General features: G+C 62.5%; 18 protein-coding genes. 8 read left to right on the forward strand and 10 right to left on the reverse strand.

Features of this window, described 5'->3' with window-relative positions:
• Positions 1-8: 8 nt before the first annotated feature.
• On the forward strand, positions 9-392 hold the full coding sequence (locus tag QXZ85_RS06140; protein WP_315701213.1) for a RidA family protein: 384 nt from the start codon (positions 9-11) through the stop codon (positions 390-392).
• A 159-nt stretch (positions 393-551) separates the two neighbouring features.
• Positions 552-2144 carry a gamma-glutamyltransferase family protein gene (locus tag QXZ85_RS06145; protein ID WP_315743008.1) on the forward strand — a complete coding sequence of 531 codons (1593 nt, stop codon included), beginning with the start codon at positions 552-554 and terminating at the stop codon, positions 2142-2144.
• A 97-nt stretch (positions 2145-2241) separates the two neighbouring features.
• On the opposite strand, the gene QXZ85_RS06150 is transcribed toward QXZ85_RS06145, so the two are convergent.
• On the reverse strand, positions 2242-3195 hold the full coding sequence (locus tag QXZ85_RS06150) for a threonine/serine dehydratase (RefSeq protein ID WP_315701215.1): 954 nt from the start codon (positions 3193-3195) through the stop codon (positions 2242-2244).
• Between the two features lie 65 nt (positions 3196-3260).
• On the opposite strand from QXZ85_RS06150, the gene QXZ85_RS06155 reads away from it, so the two are divergent.
• The gene (locus QXZ85_RS06155) at positions 3261-3560 is read left to right on the forward strand and encodes a helix-turn-helix transcriptional regulator (RefSeq protein ID WP_315743010.1); all 300 of its coding nucleotides are present in this window, start codon (positions 3261-3263) and stop codon (positions 3558-3560) included.
• A gap of 30 nt (positions 3561-3590) precedes the next feature.
• On the opposite strand, the gene QXZ85_RS06160 is transcribed toward QXZ85_RS06155, so the two are convergent.
• Positions 3591-4817 (reverse strand): MFS transporter, encoded by a 1227-nt coding sequence (locus QXZ85_RS06160; RefSeq protein ID WP_315763729.1) that lies wholly within the window; start codon positions 4815-4817, stop codon positions 3591-3593.
• A gap of 276 nt (positions 4818-5093) precedes the next feature.
• Here QXZ85_RS06160 and QXZ85_RS06165 point away from each other — a divergent pair, with 276 nt between their 5' ends.
• Positions 5094-7316 carry a tetratricopeptide repeat protein gene (locus tag QXZ85_RS06165; RefSeq protein WP_316168272.1) on the forward strand — a complete coding sequence of 741 codons (2223 nt, stop codon included), beginning with the start codon at positions 5094-5096 and terminating at the stop codon, positions 7314-7316.
• A gap of 72 nt (positions 7317-7388) precedes the next feature.
• Here the strand turns inward: QXZ85_RS06165 and QXZ85_RS06170 are convergent, their stop codons facing one another.
• A complete protein-coding gene (locus QXZ85_RS06170) occupies positions 7389-7607 on the reverse strand; it encodes a hypothetical protein (protein WP_315767193.1) in 219 nt (72 codons plus the stop codon).
• A gap of 370 nt (positions 7608-7977) precedes the next feature.
• Between QXZ85_RS06170 and QXZ85_RS06175 the strand changes: the two genes are divergently transcribed.
• Complete coding sequence (locus QXZ85_RS06175) at positions 7978-8619, forward strand: hypothetical protein (RefSeq protein WP_315701220.1); 642 nt, start codon at positions 7978-7980, stop codon at positions 8617-8619.
• A 111-nt stretch (positions 8620-8730) separates the two neighbouring features.
• Here QXZ85_RS06175 and QXZ85_RS06180 read toward each other — a convergent pair whose 3' ends face one another.
• Positions 8731-8967 (reverse strand): hypothetical protein, encoded by a 237-nt coding sequence (locus QXZ85_RS06180; protein WP_315701221.1) that lies wholly within the window; start codon positions 8965-8967, stop codon positions 8731-8733.
• A 401-nt stretch (positions 8968-9368) separates the two neighbouring features.
• Here QXZ85_RS06180 and QXZ85_RS06185 point away from each other — a divergent pair, with 401 nt between their 5' ends.
• Complete coding sequence (locus tag QXZ85_RS06185; RefSeq protein ID WP_315701222.1) at positions 9369-10544, forward strand: lipase family protein; 1176 nt, start codon at positions 9369-9371, stop codon at positions 10542-10544.
• A 204-nt stretch (positions 10545-10748) separates the two neighbouring features.
• Positions 10749-11429 carry a hypothetical protein gene (locus QXZ85_RS06190; protein ID WP_315701223.1) on the forward strand — a complete coding sequence of 227 codons (681 nt, stop codon included), beginning with the start codon at positions 10749-10751 and terminating at the stop codon, positions 11427-11429.
• 240 nt (positions 11430-11669) lie between these two features.
• On the opposite strand, the gene QXZ85_RS06195 is transcribed toward QXZ85_RS06190, so the two are convergent.
• From QXZ85_RS06195 to QXZ85_RS06210, 4 genes are all read right to left on the reverse strand, one after another.
• Complete coding sequence (locus QXZ85_RS06195; RefSeq protein WP_315750931.1) at positions 11670-11912, reverse strand: hypothetical protein; 243 nt, start codon at positions 11910-11912, stop codon at positions 11670-11672.
• 206 nt (positions 11913-12118) lie between these two features.
• The gene (locus QXZ85_RS06200; protein WP_316173241.1) at positions 12119-12922 is read right to left on the reverse strand and encodes a putative glycolipid-binding domain-containing protein; all 804 of its coding nucleotides are present in this window, start codon (positions 12920-12922) and stop codon (positions 12119-12121) included.
• Positions 12913-13158, reverse strand: a complete 246-nt coding sequence (locus tag QXZ85_RS06205) for a hypothetical protein (RefSeq protein WP_316173239.1) — start codon at positions 13156-13158, stop codon at positions 12913-12915. The genes QXZ85_RS06200 and QXZ85_RS06205 overlap by 10 nt, the downstream gene beginning before the upstream one ends.
• Before the next feature lie 43 nt (positions 13159-13201).
• On the reverse strand, positions 13202-13528 hold the full coding sequence (locus QXZ85_RS06210) for a hypothetical protein (RefSeq protein ID WP_316173237.1): 327 nt from the start codon (positions 13526-13528) through the stop codon (positions 13202-13204).
• A gap of 101 nt (positions 13529-13629) precedes the next feature.
• Between QXZ85_RS06210 and QXZ85_RS06215 the strand changes: the two genes are divergently transcribed.
• Positions 13630-13839, forward strand: a complete 210-nt coding sequence (locus QXZ85_RS06215) for a helix-turn-helix transcriptional regulator (protein ID WP_315767189.1) — start codon at positions 13630-13632, stop codon at positions 13837-13839.
• Positions 13840-13988: 149 nt separating this feature from the next.
• Here QXZ85_RS06215 and QXZ85_RS06220 read toward each other — a convergent pair whose 3' ends face one another.
• Together QXZ85_RS06220 and QXZ85_RS06225 are read right to left on the reverse strand one after the other, a co-directional pair.
• Entirely contained in the window at positions 13989-15068 is a 1080-nt protein-coding gene (locus QXZ85_RS06220) for a hypothetical protein (protein ID WP_316173235.1), read from the reverse strand.
• A gap of 193 nt (positions 15069-15261) precedes the next feature.
• Complete coding sequence (locus tag QXZ85_RS06225) at positions 15262-15834, reverse strand: GNAT family N-acetyltransferase (protein WP_316228787.1); 573 nt, start codon at positions 15832-15834, stop codon at positions 15262-15264.
• Positions 15835-16027: the final 193 nt, after the last annotated feature.

Below are 16027 nucleotides of genomic sequence, written 5' to 3' on the forward strand. Positions count from 1 at the left end.
ACCAAACCATGCAATTCCACATGATCCCCGGCGCGACCAGGCCCGTCGCGCCATTCAGCCACGCCGTGGAGACCGACGGCTTCGTGTTCGTCACCGGCCAGATGCCGGACTCACCAGAAGCACCGGGCGTGCTGCCGGACGGCATCATCGATCAGACGAAGGCGGTGATGCAGAACTTGAAGTACATACTCCAAGGTCTCAACCTTGGCCTCGAACATATTGTGATGGCTAGGATTTACCTGACGCGCTTCAAGCAGGATTACGCGGCAATGAATGAAACCTATCGTTCATTCTTCCCCGTAGACCGGCTGCCTGCCCGCACCTGTGTCGGCGTGACCGGGCTCGCTTATGATGCGCTGATCGAGATCGATCTGGTCTGCAAACGACCATAGTGGCTAAAGGTAAATACATCCTCACCGGCGCGGGGACCTGACCATTCGCTGACGTCGCAGCGGCCAGCCGCTTTCGCGGATTGCCTCGCGCCGTCGCGCGGTGTCAATTCGCCCGTGTTCCGGCGCCGACCAGCGCCATCGACGTCGCAAGGAGCCGCCATGCCGAACCACTTCTCCCACCGCCAAGAGATCAGAAAGCCAGCAGTCAGCTCGAAAGGCGGCATCGTCGCCGCACAATCGCGCCGCGCGGCCGAGATCGGCGCGGAGGTGCTGGCCGCCGGTGGCGACTGCGTCGATGCGCTGGTGGCCACCGGCTTTGCGCTCGGCGTGCTGGAACCCTGGATGAGCGGCATTGGCGGCGGCGGCGCCATGGTGCTCTATCGCGCCAAGGAAAACCGGGTCGAGGTGATCGACTACGGCATGCGCACGCCGGACAGCCTGCGCATCGAGGATTATCCGCTCAGCAAAGATGGCGGCGTTGCCGCCGACATCTTCCCCTGGGCGCGGGTCAAGGACGACCGCAATCTGCACGGCCCTGGCTCCATCGCCGTGCCCGGCGTGGTCGCCGGCATGGAGGAAGCACGCAAGCGTTACGCCAAGCTGCCCTGGAAAGACCTGCTCGCGCCGAGCGTGGCGCTCGCCGGCGAAGGACTGCTGGTGGACTGGTGGACCACCGTCATGATCTCGAGCGCGGCCGCCGATCTGCGCCGCTACAGCGCCAGCGCCGCGGCATACTTGAAAGACGGCCTGCCGCCGAACCCGCAATGGGGCATCAAATCGGTGGTGCGGCTACCCCAGGAGCAGCTCAAGGCCACGCTCGCGCATCTCGCCAGTGCGGGCGCGCGCGACTTCTACGAGGGCGATCTCGCCCGCTCCGTCAGCCGCGACATCCAGGCCGCCGGCGGGGCCTTGTCGGTCGAAGACCTCGCGGCCTTCAAGGCGCATGTGCGCGAGCCGCTGAAAATTCCCTACCGCGGCGGCACCGTGTTCGCGACACCGGAGCTGACCGCCGGTCCCACGCTGGCGCATACGCTGCGCCTGCTGCAAGCGAACCTGCAGTCGGGCGGCACCCCGAACGCCGCCGCCTATCTCGCTTATGTCGAGGCCCTGCAATCGGCCTATCGCGAACGGCTCAACGGCATGGGCGATGCCGAAGGACGCCGCGCGCTCGGCGCCGAATATCTCGCGCCTGCCTGTACGACGCATTATTCGGTGGTCGATCGCGACGGCAATATGGCCGCGGTGACGCAGACGCTGCTGTCGAGCTTCGGCTCGAAATTCCAGACTCCGCAGAGCGGCATCATGATGAACAACGGCATCATGTGGTTCGACCCGACGCCGGGCACGACCAATTCGCTTGCGCCCGGGAAGCGCTGCCTCACCAACTACACGCCCGTGGTGGCGCAAGCCGCCGACGGCCGTCGTCTTGCGCTCGGCGCCTCCGGTGGCCGCCGCATCCTCCCGGCTGTGACGCAGTTGCTGTCCTTCGTGATGGATTTCGGCATGGATCTGGATCAGGCCATCCACCAGCCACGGATCGATGCCAGCGAGGGCGACATCGTCGGTGCGGATACGCGGCTGCCGGCCGGGGTGCAGTCGGCGCTCGCGGCGAAGTTCGACGTCGAGCAGGCGCCGGTGCAGACGCTACCGATGAAGTTCGCCTGCCCGAGCATCGTGCTGCGCGACGGCGCCACCAACAGCGGCGCCACCGAGATCTTCCATGCCTGGGGCGATGCGGTCGCGGAAGATTAGCGTCGTTCGGGCAAATGCCGTCACTGCGAGGAGTTGGCGAGGAAGCAATCCGGAGACCTGCGTGAGGTCCTGGATTGCTTCTCGGTTACCGCGCCAATCAGCTCTCGAAATTCACCGCCGTGGTGTTGGCGCCGCAGAGCAGAACCGCGACGCGCTCGGACGGCGCCGGGCGATAGGCACCCGATAGCAAGGCCGCGAAGGCGGCCGCGCCGCCCGGCTCGGTCACGACGCGCAGGTTCGCCCACAACGCGCGTTGCGCGGCGCGGATGGCGTCGTCATCAACCAGCACGACGTCGGGCGCGACGAAGTCACGGGCGATCGGAAACATCAGCTCGCCGATCCGCCGGGGCGCGAGGCTGTCGGCGGCGATGCCGCCGGCGGGCGCATCGACGGGCCGACCGGCCGCGAGCGCATCGCGCAAGGTCGGCGCGCCAGCCGGCTCGACCGCCACGACCTTGATCCGGCCCTCGTACCAGGCGGCGATGCCGCCGATCAGCCCGCCGCCGCCCACAGCGACCAGCAGCGTGTCGATATCGTCAGCGTCGCGCTCGATTTCGAGCCCGACCGAGCCCTGCCCCAGCATGGTCTCGGCCTGATCGAAGGCGTGGATCGGGATCGCTCCGGTACTGGTCACCATCGCTTCGCTCGCGGCCAACGCATCGGCGTAACGCTCGCCGCCGACATGGATCTCGGCGCCATAGCGCTTGATCAGTTCGATCTTCGATGGCGAGGCGATGGTCGGCACGAAGATCGCCGCCCTCCTGCCCAGCCGGCTCGCCGCCAACGCGACCGCGACGCCATGGTTGCCGCCGGACGCAGCCACCACACCGGCGTCCGGAACCTCGCGGGTCAGAAGATTGGCGAACGCACCGCGCACCTTGAACGAGCCCGCATGCTGCATGAATTCGAGCTTCAGCCGCAATCGCATCGGCGGCAGGCCGAACTCGGCGGCATCGACCGTGACCAGCGGCGTATGGCGGACATGAGGTCGGATCAGCCCATAGGTCGCCGCGATCCCGTCGCGGTTCACCGATCTCGGCGCATCGGACATGCTTCACCTCACTGTTCTTCCGACGCCACCCTTGACATGGATTAGCTAATTGGCAAAGTCACGAAATGAAGCCGGAGTTGATTTTTCGCGCGCTGGCCAACGACAGGCGGCTGCAGATCCTCGACTGGCTGCGGGAGCCGCGCCGGCATTTTCCGCCGCAGGCCGATGGCGACCTGGTCAGGGACGGCGTCTGCGGCATCTTCATCGCCGACAAGCTCGGCGTCTCCGCGCCGACCTTGAGCGAGCACATGCGCGTCCTGACCGCGGCCGGCCTGGTCAAGGCCAAGCGCGCCAAGGGCTGGACCTTCTATAAGCGCGACCAGAACGGGTTGAAGGCGGCGCGCCGGCTGGTGAACGGTCTCTGAGAGCTGCCGCGGCAACTGCGGTCGGGACCGTCAGGCGGCGACCGCCCGGTGCCGCCGTGCCAGGATCAACAGGCTCAGCACGATCGAGACGTTGACGGCGTTCCAGGCAACGCCATTGGCGAAGGCTGCGGCATAGGAGCCGGTAGCATCGAAGATCACGCCAGAGACCCAGCCGCCGAACGACATGCCGGCCACGGTGGCGAAGACCACGATGCCGACCCGCGTGGCCGCCTCGCGCGCCGGCATGGTGTCGCGGATGATGATCGCGTAAGCAGGCACGATGCCACCTTGGAACAGGCCGAACATCGCCGAGATCAAATAGAGCGAGTTCAAGCTGTCGAAGAACAGGTAGAACATGAGCGCAAAACCCTGGGCCAGCGAGCCGATCAGCAGCGTGCGCACGCCGCCGATGCGGTCGGCGAGGAAGCCGGAGCCGATACGGCTGACGATGCCAAAGCCCATCATCAGCGACAGCATCTCGGCGCCGCGGGCGACGCCATAGCCGAGATCGCCGCAATAGGCGACGATATGGACCTGCGGCATCGCCATCGCCACGCAGCAGGCAACGCCGGCGATGCAGAGCAGAACCGTGAGCGTGTTGGCGGAAATGCCGAGGTCGAGCCGCGGCGGCGGCGCCTGGACATGGCTTTGCGCGCCGGTGCCGCTCATCCGCGCGCGCAGCACCAACAGCAGCAGCGTCATCGCACCCGCGCAGAACAGTCCGATCGCGATATGCGTGGTGCGCCATCCCGCGCGCTGGATGCCGAACGTCACGAGCGGCGGCCATATCGTCCCGGCGACATAGCTGCCGGCCGCGACGACCGTTACGGCGAGGCCGCGATAGCGGTCGAACCAGTGCGAGGCTTCCGCCATCAGCGGCGCGAAGGTCGCCGAGGTGCCCATTCCGATCAGGAAATAGACTGCCTGGAACTGCCACAGCGTCGTCGACACGCCCGCCAGCACGTAGGCCGCGCCGGTCAAGGCGATGCTGAGGCCCATCGCCGCGACGATGCCGAACCGGTCGGTGATGCGGCCGACGATGACACCGCCGAACCCGAAGCCGAACATCGTCAGCGTATAGGCCAGCGACACCGCGGCCCGGCTCGCGCCGAATTCGGCCTGGACCACCGGAAGCACCACCACGACCGACCACATGCCGACCCCGCCGATCGAGCCGATCAGCAGCGCAAGGCCGAGCCGCACCCAGGCCTGACGCGAGTCAGGGGCGAAGCCGGACGTTTCCTCATGGCGATTCATTTGAGCAGGCACGATGCGCAACTGTGTCGTCCGGCAATCTGCGGTCAAGCCGCAGTCGCGCAGGGTGCATATGCAGAAGCTGCGTGAGCATCCCCGCACGACCCCGGCGGCGGCCTCGCACATCCACGGAACCTCACCGTTAACCAGCCGCTAACCATGTACTGGGTAAATTTTGCCGGGTGAAGGTGGGCAGTGTCGCGCGATCAGACACGGCGGAGCGTGACCGCCAGCCTGGCGGCTGCGCAAAATCATAAAGAAATTCCTGGAGAACGAGCCTTGGCCAGCAATGTAGGATCCCGCGCCTTCCAGAACGCCAGGCTGCAGAAGAAACTGAAGAAGCAGGCGGAGACGTTGCTGCCGGCAGCGATGACGGCCTATCGCGCCGGGCGCCATGCCGAGGCGCAGTCGCTGTGCCGGCAGCTGCTGCAGGATTTGCCCACCTACTTCGATGCCATGCATCTGCTCGGCGTATCGGTCATCGAATGCGGACAGTTCGAGGAAGGCAGGCAGATCCTCGAGCGCGTCGTCGCACTCGATCCAGGTTCAGCGGATGCCAATTCCAATCTCGGTTTTGCGCTGATCAACCTCAAACGCTATGACGAGGCCCGCGCCCTGCTGGAAAAGGCCGTGAAGCTGCGGCCAAATTCCCAGACCGCGCAGCGCAATCTGGCGATCGCCCTGCTGCGCCTGGAACTGGCGGAGCCGGCAATCGCCGCCTTCACCCGCGCGATCGAGCTCAAGCCCGACGACGCCGACGCCTGGTGCAACCGCGGCGTCGCGGAGCTGATGGTCAGGCGCTGGGATGCTGCCGCCGTCAGCGCCGAGCGGGCGCTGGCGCTGGCGCCGCGCCATTTCGAAGGCTGGGTCAACAAGGGGCTGGCGCATCTCGAACTCAGGCATTTCGAGCTGGCGGAAGCGGCCTTCAATACCGCGATCGAGATCAGGCCCGACATGGCGGAGGTGCGCGCCCATCGCGGCCGGCTGCATATACTGGCGGGTCGAATCGACCAGGCCGAAGCCGATTTCGATGCCGCGGTCGCGCGCGAGCCCACGCTCAAACTGGGATGGCAGGGCAAGGCCCAGATCAGCATGCTCAGAGGCAACGTGGCGCAGGCGATCGTCGCCTGCAGGCGCGTGCTCGAGCAGGACAATAGTTCCGAAGTCGGCCTCACTTTGCTCGGCGCCTGTCTCGGACGGCTGGGCGACACGGCCGGTGCGATCGCGCATTTCGACCGCGCCATCGCGATCCGGCCGGATTACGACGAAGCGATCACGAAGAAGATCTTCTATCAGGATTTTCTCAGCCAGGCGGATTTCGCAGCCCAGCAGGCGACGCGCCGTTATTGGTGGGATACGGTCGGCAGCAAATTCCCGCGGCGCAAGCTGGGCGCGCGCGCGCTCGACCCGGACCGGCGCATCATCGTCGGCTATGTGTCGGCCGACTTCAGGAGGCATTCGGCGGGGTTTGCGTTCCTGCCGGTGCTGCGATGCCACGACAAGACGAAGGTCCAGATCAACTGCTACTCGTCGTCGGCTGTACGCGATCAGTTCACCCTTGCCTTCGAGTCGCTGGCCGATGTCTGGGTGAATGCGAACAACCTGTCGGATGACGAACTGGCAGACCGCATCCAGGCCGACGGCGTCGACATCCTCGTCGACCTTTCCGGCCACACCACCGGCAATCGCATGGCGGTGTTTGCGCGCAAGCCGGCGCCGATCCAGGTTACGGCCTGGGGCAGCGGCACCGGCACCGGCGTTGCGACCATGGACTATTTCTTCGCCGACCCCATGACGATCCCACAAGATGTCCGGCATCTGTTCGCGGAAACCGTCTATGATCTGCCGTCGGTGATCACGATCGATCCGATCACGGATGCCACGCCGTCCGCGCTGCCGATGCTATCAAACGGTCATCTCACATTCGGCGTCTTCAACCGGATCGACAAGATCTCGGACGAGGCGCTGGCGGTGTGGGCGAGACTGCTGCGCGAGGTCGAAGGCGCCAAGATCGTCATCAAGCATGTCGCCCTTGATGAAACATTCCTGCGCGATGCGCTGGTGGACCGTTTCGTGGCGCAGGGCATCGCGCAGGACCGGATCGCCTGCTTCGGTTCGAGCCCGCGAAGCGACCATCTGCGGGCTCTTCAGACCATCGACATCTCGCTCGATCCGTTCCCGCAGAACGGCGGCATTTCGACCTGGGAATCGCTCTACATGGGCGTGCCGGTCGTGGCCAAGCTCGGCCGCGGTGCGGCCTCGCGCGCGGCCGGAGGCATCCTGACGGCGATCGGCCTCGACGATTGGGTGGCCGGCGATGACGACGGCTACATCAGTATCGCAAAGCACTTCGCATCGCAGCCGGCGCATCTTGCCCAGCTACGGGCGGAGCTTCCCGCGCGCATCGCGCGTTCCGCGGCCGGCAATGTCGCCGTCTACACGCAGCACGTCGAGGCCGGCTACCGGCAGTTCTGGCGCGAATACTGTGCCACGGGCGCATGATGCGCGCGACGGCCGACGAGGCTCCAGCGCCGTCACATCCGAGACCGGGACCGGGACCGGCGGGGCGTCCGGTCAGTCCTCGCTGAGCTCCTCGAGTTCTTCCTCGAGCTCTTGTTCCTGGGCCGCGTCGTCGACCACATCGATGGCTTGCTGGATCTCGATCAGGCCCTTGATCGCGGCTTCGGTCTCACCCTGCTTGTAACCCGCCGCAATGGTCTTGATCCAGTTCTGGCGCATCTCGACCAGCACCGTGCGCGCGTTCATGAGAACTTCAATATCCGTCTCGGCCATGTTGCTCCTCGCCATCATCTTGCTTGGTTCCTAACCGTGGCGTATGGCGCGCATATGTCAATGGCGGGAGTTGCGATAGGCCAGGCAAAAAGCAAGAGAAAGCCGAGGCCCCGCCGGGCCGCACACCTTCCGGTTGCATCGACGGTGCGCGCGGCGGATCAGCGTCGGCGTTGCAGGTCTCACGTTCCGCGTCTGCCTCAGGGCGCCCTCGCCTTCCACTCCCGAACGGCCCGCGAGGACGTTGGGTGTCCGTCGTTTGTGACGGCGAGGAATCATGTCCTGCGCTTGACATCGTGAGCTCCTTGCCGCCGCCGTCAAATCGCCGTCGTCGATCGGGCATAAATAGGCTTTCTTTCGCTCGAGCCTCGCCATGCTGACCGACACGCTCCTCCACATTCTCTACAAGCTGGTGCAGTGGCGCTTTCTGGTGCTGCCGGCCTGCGTGCTGCTGGCGCTGGCCGCGCAGGCGCTGCCGCCGTTCCGGCGAGGCGCCGACGGAAAGGGGCGGTTACGCGCCATGCTCCCGATCCCGCTCGGGGTCGTGCTCGGCGTCGGCAACCTCGTCTATGGCACCGAGATCTCCGCCAACCTCGTCCATCGCTTCGGCGCGCAGGGCCAGGCGACCGTCACCGGTTCCTACGACACCAACGATTTCTACAACGACCAGCGCGTCCGCAGCCACAACGTGCTGATCAGGATCACGGACGCGCGCACCATCGAGGCGCGGTTCACGGATGCGGATTTCAACGTCTACCCGCCGGCCAACGGCGTCTATTATCCGCAGCAGGGCGACGTATTCAACGTCAGCTATATCGAGAGCTTCCCGCAGGACTTCGTCATCATCAGCAACGACGACAGCCCGTGGGCGCATGCCCTGCGCTGCTTCGAGCTGAACACGGCGACGCAGGAGGCCGAGTCCAAGCAGCACTTCGCGCCGGCCTCGCAGGAGTTCCGGCAGGCCTATGAGAGCGCAGCGCAGGCGGCGCGCTCCGCCGGCTGCGACCGGGGTTAGTCATAACAGCATCAGAACGCCCTGGGTGCCAAGGCCGATCGCGGTCACGACAAGAGCGTCGTCGTTCGGGATGAAAAACTGAACGGGCGTCGCGCACGCCGCCCGGCGTCGTCAGAAATCCCGCAGTTTCGTCAGGTCAAGCAGCTCGCCATGCTTCTCGAACAGGTCGGCGTGCTGTCGCAGGACGTGTTCGGCCTGCAGCCGCCGGGACAGGTGCAACACCGCCACAAGGGTCTTGAGAATGCCGGTGCGTTGCGGCGTGGCTTGGGAGATGATGCGAGGCGGATGAATGCCCCGCAACGAAAATGACGCCTGGTCCATCGGATAGGCTCCACTATCGATTGACATATATTTGAATCGCTGGCGCGGCGGACTTGAAATGTCCGATCAGCTTGTCCGCGCCCTCTGCATCCGAACTTCGAATTCAAAGCCGCAGCGAGTTCAATGAGCGGCCGGTGCTCTTGGATTCTGACGTTCGCTAACGAAAGCACCGGATATGATGCGAGCTCCGAAAGCGAAGCACTGCGCGCGCGATGCGAGTGTGGGCGATCTCACACTTCAAGAAAAGTTTATGAGCGCCGGAATGACGGAGAAGCGGCACGCGAACTTCCGATGAGACTCCGAAAGACATCTTAATATTGTATTTATTCGTAGACACATCTTGTGATTGCTGCAAAGAATGAGACGTATCGGCCGCCGATATCCGAAGACGAGCGGTTGAACATCAGCCATTGCAGGGGAGGGACAGGATGACGCTCAAGCCCGGATTCCAATTCGCGGAAGCGCAGCTTCTGCTCGAGATTGCGCAGCAGGCCTATGCCGGCACGCCGTCGCTGAGCGAAGCGGCGGCAACCTGCGGCGTGGGCCCCGTCCCGCCCCCAAGCACAAATTGGACTATTCGTCGCGATCTCACCCCGACGAGCGCCACGCTGCTCGATAATTACTGGCAGGTCTGGCAGAACAAGAACGACGAGAGTCAGTACGCGATCGCGGTGCGCGGCACCGTCGACACGACAGCCAGCGTGCTGGCCGATCTGCTGTTTCCCCTGATCAACGCGCGCTTCGACATCAAGGTCGATGGCTACACGCTGCCGTTCTATCTGGCCCGCGACGAGGGCGACAGCGCGGTCAAGGCCGGCGTGCATTCGGGCTTCGCCCTGAGCCTTCTGCTGATGCTGTTCACCACCGACAGCCCGCTGTTCCTGACCCTGCTGCTGCTCGCGAAGTCGGCCAAGAGCGTCTACATCACCGGGCACAGCCAGGGCGCCTCGATCGCGACGCTGCTGACTTCGCTGGTCCGGCACTCGACGGTGGATTTCAAGGGGCCGGTCTACAAGACCTACACGTTCGCCCCCGCCAAGGCCGGCAACGACCATTACGCCTATGACTACGCCCGGCTCGCCGCAGTCGAGGGATACGCTTGGGCCGTGACCTCGACGCAGGATTGGGTGCCGCAGGTGCCGTTTACGCTGGAGTGGCTGTCGGACCTCAATACGCCAAATCCGCTGCGCGCCTTCAAGGGCAGTCCCGATCCCGAGGCGCTGCTCGCGCTCGGCGGCTTGACCGTCGACGTCGAGGGGACCGTCGGTCGCGTCTACGAAGATCACAAGCGGCGGCTCCAGCAGCGGGTCGCCACACTCTCCGCACGGCTGCCGTCCGAGCCGATCCACCTGAAGGCCTCCGATCTCGGCGCGCCCTCCGCCGCACCGATCACCGGCGCGACCGTCGCGGGCGTGATCCAGCAGATCCTCGACCAGCTCCAGCTCTCGCTGGATTATGCCGACGTCGGCGCGCTGGTGCCGCTGTTCGCCACCCCCGGCGGCAACCCGAGCGACGGCACGAAAGGTTGCCAGAAGCTGGATTATTTCTGGCAGCACCACCTCTTCAATTATCTGAAGTACCTGACCCAGCAATATGGCGGGTGAGGATTGCCGCGAACGGCCGTCATCGTCATGGCCGGGCTCGTCCCGGCCATCCACGTCTTTATGCCTCCAACAGATCGCGTGAGCGCCGTAAGGCGGATTTAGCGAAGCGTCATCCGCCTTGCCTCACCAATATGGAAAGAGCGGCGGGTCGCGCGCCGTCGGCACGAGAAACCCCCGCTACTAAAACAAGCCACAGGAAGCGGAATGAGCGAGACGGTTGAAGGTTTGGTGGGGGAACCCGTAAGGCCACGACGAGATTGGGTAGCCATTGGCATTTCCCTGGGTTCGTTGATCATTTCCGCAGTCACCTCCATCAATGTATTAATCCCGCGAGACGATGTACGGATGATGATCGATCGACACCCGTTGGTCGGTCTAGATTTGTCCACCAATAAGTTCAAAGTGTTCGGAAATCCGCTGCTGACATTCATAAACTCTGGCAACCGACCCGCTGGGATATCCGGCCTGAGTGCCTCAGCCCAACGCTTAGATTCGAGATCGCCTAAGATACAAGATTGCAGTCGAAAAGATGCACTCGTCTTTTCTATCCCATTTGACACGAAGCCGTTTGTCTTAAATCCAGGCGAAATAAAAGTCGTCGAGGCAGCTATCGCAATACCTTCCGGCGTTGAGGCACTGTTCACCTGGATTACCGCTGAAAAAGACGGCATAATAAGTATACCGAGGTCTGACTTCAAAGAAGGCGACCGAATCCTGATTTGTATTCAACTCAATCTCGCGACCCCTGACAGCTTCGTCAAAACTTGGCAACAGCTTGCCTACACCATCAAGCTTGAAAGTAACGTCGGCCAGTTTACTGCTCTCTTCGAAGAGAATAAGCCGATAGTTATCAAAAAAAGTAGTTTGTACGATCTCGACCCTTAACGACGAGCCAGGCGCATTTCGTCACGGCGAAAGGATGCGGGCGAGTAAGCCATCGAGCTCGCTGTTGGCCGTTTGACCTGGGAGTTACGCTGACACTGCACTTAATACCCCGAAGTGATGGAAGCAGCCAAGCGTCGTCGAGCCTTCGGCCCTCCTGGCAGACTCTACGGTCTCGTTTAATTGAATGCACTGTCAACGAATTTCAATTTCCACCGAAATTCCGGCTGCGGACCGCGGCGATCATTTCGAAGCTTGGGTGATCTTGTGCTCGAGATGCCCCGTGCCGTGATCGCGGCGCAACTGGCTCAGCGATGTCTCATTCAGCTGAGACAGGACCTCGCTGAGTTTTGCCGTATCCGGATAGCCGGCCGCGAACGATTTTCCGTAGATCTTGCGTAATGTGCCGATCAGGGCGTTGCCGTGCTTTCTGCTGATCTCGCCATCCTTGTCCCGGTGACGACCATCCAGACCCGGCTCCTTCATGTTTTCTCTCCCTGCGTGCGTCTATGTGCTTTGCAGGCAGCGTGCTCCCAATCCGGCTGATTGGCAACGCTCCGGAGGGAGCCGGCGGCGAGAAAATCGTCGGAATTTTTCAGGCGGATTAGCGTTAGCGTAATCAGCATTTCACTCCCATGCCTAAACACGGCGGGTTACGCCTGCGGCCACCCCGCCCGGCGCGCTACGCTGGTTCAATCTGTGCCCGTCAAATGTCCAGCCGAAGCTAAGCGCCATCTGTACTGACAGAGCTGGACCAGAACTCGTTCGTCGAAGTCGATCTCCAGCCTCTCGTTCTTCATCAGGCAACCATACCTGCGCCCATGCTCGCGACTTGCGGTCAGACGCCGCCACTCCTGCACGACGGGCATCACGCGCATTTGGCGATTGTCGATCTGGGCAACCTTGATCTCTTCCGAAGCGCCGTCTCTAAGATCCAAACGGCGGAGAATCGCGGATTTCGGAAGCGGAGAGTCGAGAATATCGAAGGCTGCGCACCCTTCCAGGTCCGGCCGCGGTTGCTGATCGACAGACCACTGGCCATGCTGATCGACCGCCAATCGGACTGCTCTGTGGCTCGTGCCGTCAAAAACCCCACATCGGCTCAGCCGCCAATCGGGATGCAGAGAGATCGAGTAGCGAAAACGGATGACTTGCCTCTCGGTGTCAGCCACGACCAGGTCATCCGCCTTTATGCCCTCCGGCAAGGTCCAAAGGCGGAGGTGTTCAAGGCCGCGCCGCTCGGGCCATTCCCACACAACACTTTCGAACGCCATTTCATCAAAACCCGACCCGACGAGCCCTTCGTCATAATAGCAGAATTCGCGTCCTCGCCGGCAAGAACCGCGATAAGTCCGTTGAAGCGCAAGTGGGTTAGCCCGAGCGAGCGGATCGATCTCCGGCCCAATCGAGGAAGATGGAGATACGTCGCCAAGCCGCGTCGGGCCGCAAATGCCCTCGGATACGCAGCTCGCGGGGTGGACGGGCGTCAGCGCCATCCACCGTTGCCCCACCAATGCAGAAAGAACGACGGGATACGCCTGCGGCTAACCCGTCCACCGCTCTCGACTTGCGGGTCGGCGATAGACTTCGCCTTGCAATCGGTGAAGAGCGCGGCAGCCGATCCGCGCATGCAGTCCGCCCTGCCCGGCTGCGGAAACCTGACGAGCAAGGCGGTCGCAGCGGCAGCGCCCAGCGTGAGCAGCAGGGCAATGATCGACGCGCGAGACATCACGGATAGCTCCCGCTGACTAACGGCTGCCCAACGACGTCCGCGCTCAGACGCCGAGCTCCGCCGTCATCGAGCGGATGAGCTTGCTGACGGCGGTCTCGTGATTCCGCAGAGACTCCCGCCATGTCTCGGCCGTCCACGTCAGCTGCCCGAGCGGCCCCGAGAGGATGATCGTCGTGAAGGACGCCGGGCCCGCCGCCTGCGCATCGCGGCGCGCCGCATCGGACCGGCTGACCACCGTCAGCACCCGGCCGCGATAGTCGATCGCCGTGACCGCCATCACGCGCTGCTCGGCGGAGCGCTCCTCCCCGGGCTGCGTCTCCTCCCCATCCGCGCCGGACGCAGGAGCTTCGGGGTCATTGCGGCGTTGCATTGGAGGTCTCCCGATCAATCGCCATGAAGCCTGTTGGAATTGCGACTCTGTTGAGTATACTCAATTGATGGGTATGCTCAACAGGCCGCATTCGTTCGGGAATGAACGATCTGCGAAACACTGTTGCTCGAAATCTACGGCGGCTCCGAACGGAAAAGGGGTGGACCCAGGAAGAACTTGCGTTTCGCGCGAAGGTGGACCGAAGCTATGTCAGCCAGCTGGAAACCGGCGTTTACAGTGCGTCGGTCACGATGCTTGGCAAGCTGTCGAAAGCGCTCGGGGTGGATCCCGGCGAGTTTCTAAAGCCCTGAATGTGCTTGCGCTCCGTCGAATGCCCTCTCGACGCTTTGATTCAGGAAACGGGCACACGACTTACCGGCTCGTCACCTGGGCCCCCTCAACGGAGGTGCATGTCTTAAATAAGAGCGGCGGATCACGCTTCGCTGATCCGCCCTGCACTCTATTCGGCCTCCTTGCCAGGTGCCCCGTACTGAAATTGGGCACTCATAGAGCCGAAGGATGTTGGCTGAAAATCAGATGGTGGCTTGACCACTGGCTCCAATGCAAGAGGGGGCAACTCGTCTTCCTTGGCCAATGGAGTTTGGCCAGGTTGATACATGCATCCGTCATCATACGCATTGTAGCGCCCGTATGTGGCTATGGTCAGGATTGGCGGCATCGCCCCGTAGACGACTTGCGGCGTGACTCGCGGATCGGCGAATACCCGAATCTCCGCCGCGAACTCGGTTCTGTGTCTCGGACTATCGGAAAAAACGTCGTCATATTCGAGCCAACCATAGACGAGAGCTTTTTTCCGTCCCTCAAACACATCAATGGCATCTTGAATGAAAAAATCTATGTAAACAAAGCTGCGTGATTTTGGTCCAACTACGCCTCCTGTTACTGGCAAGTCGCGTATCCGATCAGGGAATCGAAAGTCAGCAGGGATCTCGCCGTCAAGGACGACCAAATTGATTGCAGCGAAGTAATTTCGGGCCGGAGTTCTACCTGAATTAACGATGTTGAAGCTAATCCTATAGTCGACGATCGCCGCAAATTGTCTGATGGTGACGACGCTCGTATCACCTATCGAAAGGAACGCGCGTTCCACAACAGTAAGCGCTCTTTCTGCTATAATAGCTGAATGCTTGGCAGCATTTGCCGAAGCTCTCGCCACAGAGATAGATCGCTGCATATCGACAGCTTGGGAAGCCGCGCTTTCCCTCGAAAGCTCAATCTGCCTTTCTCCAGCAAGCCAGAGCAGGACCGTCGAGACGGTCAGGCCACCCGTGAACACCACGAGCCAAAACGTGAAGAACGCTACGGGATCGGAGGTGGTGCGCTCCCACAGGTTTTTGCATTCTTCACTCTTGCGGCCGGCCTGCTCAGCAGATTCGTAGCATTTTTGCTTCTCAGCGCTGGTCGGAACATAAGCTGCTTGCCATCCAAGAACTCCAGCCCAAAAAATCGTGGCGAGGAGGAACCCAATTACGATCTCGGCTCTCAGCCATCGCGAAACGCGAGATAACGATCTGGCCATTCAACCAACCGGATTAAATTGCTTGTTACACTACCTGTCCAACTCAATTACCGCAATACGGCAGCGTAGCCCGGATGAGCGAAGCGACATCCGGGAAGTTCACCCCGCGTATCGCTGGCGCTCACGCGGCCTACGCTGCCTGCCGAACCCTGGCTATCCTAATGCCACAGAGGCCCGTCGAACGAATGCGCCGTCACCATAAGTGGGCATCTGCCTCCAGCACATAACGATGCTGCGTGATCGTCTCGCCTCGCGACAGAGAAGCGCGTTGGACGACGTCGAGGGGCTTGAACCCGAGCTTGGCCAGAACTCGTCCAGACGCTGAATTGTCGTAGGCGTGTCCGGCTCTGAGCTTGAGCAGACGGACGTCGTTGAACCCAAAAAGGATGAGAGCCTGCGCCGCCTCGAAGGCATACCCTTGCCCCCAATGCGCACGATCGAGCCAGTAGCCCAAATTCGCTTCGCCATCTGCAATCGCGTCCAAATAGGCCATCCCGATCATTTGCCCTTCAAGCTCGACCGCAAATCGGTATGCCTCGCCGGCCTCCCAATGATGCACGTGATCGGCGAACCACCGGCCGACTTCATCCCTGCTTGGGGGAAATGACATCGTGCGCAGCATGCGCGCGACCTCCCAGTCCGATTGAATATCGAAGGCCCGGCCAGCATCGGAACGGCATGTCGGACGAAGAACAAGGCGATCCGTGTGCAGAGATCGCGGAGCTATGTCGACCGGACTCATAGTCACCTTCCAAACCGTTCCCATCGCCGCGAGCGTAACCCGGGAGTTACGGTGTACTTAATACCCCGACGAAGTGGTGGAAGCAGCCAAGCATCGCCGAGCCTTCGGCCCCTCCTGACGGGCTAGCTCAATTAAATGCACTGGACTGCACCCCTGAAGTGAGACACGATAATTTCAGTGACATCGCGGGTTGCCACGACGGTTATCGTGCTTTGTT

Origin of the sequence: Bradyrhizobium sp. SZCCHNGR1005 (genome assembly GCF_032489995.1) — a bacterium.
Lineage (GTDB): Bacteria > Pseudomonadota > Alphaproteobacteria > Rhizobiales > Xanthobacteraceae > Bradyrhizobium.

Bases quoted from the DNA above. Each gene is read 5' to 3' on its own strand.
- QXZ85_RS06150 (WP_315701215.1), bottom strand. From the start codon at position 3,195: ATGTCCGATGCGCCGAGATCGGTGAACCGCGACGGGATCGCGGCGACC.
- QXZ85_RS06225 (WP_316228787.1), bottom strand. From the start codon at position 15,834: ATGGGAACGGTTTGGAAGGTGACTATGAGTCCGGTCGACATAGCTCCG.
- QXZ85_RS06215 (WP_315767189.1), top strand. From the start codon at position 13,630: ATGAACGATCTGCGAAACACTGTTGCTCGAAATCTACGGCGGCTCCGA.
- QXZ85_RS06195 (WP_315750931.1), bottom strand. From the start codon at position 11,912: ATGAAGGAGCCGGGTCTGGATGGTCGTCACCGGGACAAGGATGGCGAG.
- QXZ85_RS06140 (WP_315701213.1), top strand. From the start codon at position 9: ATGCAATTCCACATGATCCCCGGCGCGACCAGGCCCGTCGCGCCATTC.
- QXZ85_RS06175 (WP_315701220.1), top strand. From the start codon at position 7,978: ATGCTGACCGACACGCTCCTCCACATTCTCTACAAGCTGGTGCAGTGG.
- QXZ85_RS06200 (WP_316173241.1), bottom strand. From the start codon at position 12,922: ATGGCGCTGACGCCCGTCCACCCCGCGAGCTGCGTATCCGAGGGCATT.
- QXZ85_RS06220 (WP_316173235.1), bottom strand. From the start codon at position 15,068: ATGGCCAGATCGTTATCTCGCGTTTCGCGATGGCTGAGAGCCGAGATC.
- QXZ85_RS06145 (WP_315743008.1), top strand. From the start codon at position 552: ATGCCGAACCACTTCTCCCACCGCCAAGAGATCAGAAAGCCAGCAGTC.
- QXZ85_RS06155 (WP_315743010.1), top strand. From the start codon at position 3,261: ATGAAGCCGGAGTTGATTTTTCGCGCGCTGGCCAACGACAGGCGGCTG.
- QXZ85_RS06185 (WP_315701222.1), top strand. From the start codon at position 9,369: ATGACGCTCAAGCCCGGATTCCAATTCGCGGAAGCGCAGCTTCTGCTC.
- QXZ85_RS06170 (WP_315767193.1), bottom strand. From the start codon at position 7,607: ATGGCCGAGACGGATATTGAAGTTCTCATGAACGCGCGCACGGTGCTG.
- QXZ85_RS06190 (WP_315701223.1), top strand. From the start codon at position 10,749: ATGAGCGAGACGGTTGAAGGTTTGGTGGGGGAACCCGTAAGGCCACGA.
- QXZ85_RS06180 (WP_315701221.1), bottom strand. From the start codon at position 8,967: ATGTCAATCGATAGTGGAGCCTATCCGATGGACCAGGCGTCATTTTCG.
- QXZ85_RS06160 (WP_315763729.1), bottom strand. From the start codon at position 4,817: ATGAATCGCCATGAGGAAACGTCCGGCTTCGCCCCTGACTCGCGTCAG.
- QXZ85_RS06210 (WP_316173237.1), bottom strand. From the start codon at position 13,528: ATGCAACGCCGCAATGACCCCGAAGCTCCTGCGTCCGGCGCGGATGGG.